The sequence below is a fragment of the Lyngbya aestuarii BL J genome, assembly GCF_000478195.2.
Taxonomy (GTDB): Bacteria; Cyanobacteriota; Cyanobacteriia; order Cyanobacteriales; family Microcoleaceae; genus Capilliphycus; species Capilliphycus aestuarii.
In genome coordinates, this window is record NZ_AUZM01000256.1 from 1 (window position 1) to 951 (window position 951).

The window sequence follows — 951 nt, forward strand, 5'->3', positions numbered from 1 at the left end:
AACCCTTCTCGATTGCTCATATCAACTTTTCTGTTTTCAATACCCTAATTTTACCGTTGTCAGGGACAACTCTCAGAACTTAAGTTCCAAAGGTGCGATCGCCAGCATCCCCTAATCCGGGTACAATAAACCCGTTCTCATTCACCGTTTCATCAATAATCGCCGTATACACCTTCAGCTGAGGATAAGCGACACTCAACCGTTGTAACGCCGGAGGAGACGCCACAATCGAAACAATTCGGGTGAACTCTGGATTAACTCCCCGTTGTGTCAATTCTTCCATAGTAGCCATGATGGTTCCGCCTGTCGCCAACATCGGTTCACTGATCAAGACGCGGGTTTGAGGATCAAAATGAGGAGGCAGTTTGTTCAGATAACAAGTTGATTCTAAAGTTTCCTCGTTGCGTACCATCCCTAAATGATAAACCGAAGTGATCGGTACAACACTCTGAATGCCTTCCATTAACGCTAATCCCGCTCGTAAAATCGGAATCACCGCCAGAGGAACTTGAGGATTCACATAAGTCGCTGGACATTCCGCTAAAGGCGTTTGCACCGTTGTTTCTAGCGTCGGTAGCCAGTCTCGTACTGCTTCATAGGTGAGCCATCGCCCTAATTCTGTCATCGCAGATCGAAAAATTGCAGAGGGGGTACTGACATCACGAGCCACTGAAAGCCAGTGCTTAACCAACGGATGGGGGGGAACATAAACGCGCAGTTGCAAAGCCATAAGCCGATTGATGTCTGCTGAAAATCCTCAATTATCATAACTCGTTCGCGAAGTGTTCTAATACAGTTGGGAAAATTCTCCTAATTATTTGACAATAATTTTCAATAAGGTTATATTAAATTTTAGTGTTCTCCTCTCAAAGGATCGGTAAACGGGGCGGCGGTGTTCAGACCGCTCCCGTTTTTGTCTATATTTAAAGGTCAGGGGCGGGCGTATGACCC

The 951-nt window shown here is 46.0% G+C and carries 1 protein-coding gene; it reads right to left on the reverse strand.

Features of this window, described 5'->3' with window-relative positions; all coding sequences use genetic code 11:
* Positions 1–79: 79 nt before the first annotated feature.
* The gene (gene upp, locus M595_RS27925) at positions 80–730 is read right to left on the reverse strand and encodes a uracil phosphoribosyltransferase (RefSeq protein ID WP_023066021.1); all 651 of its coding nucleotides are present in this window, start codon (positions 728–730) and stop codon (positions 80–82) included.
* Between the last annotated feature and the right edge of the window lie 221 nt (positions 731–951).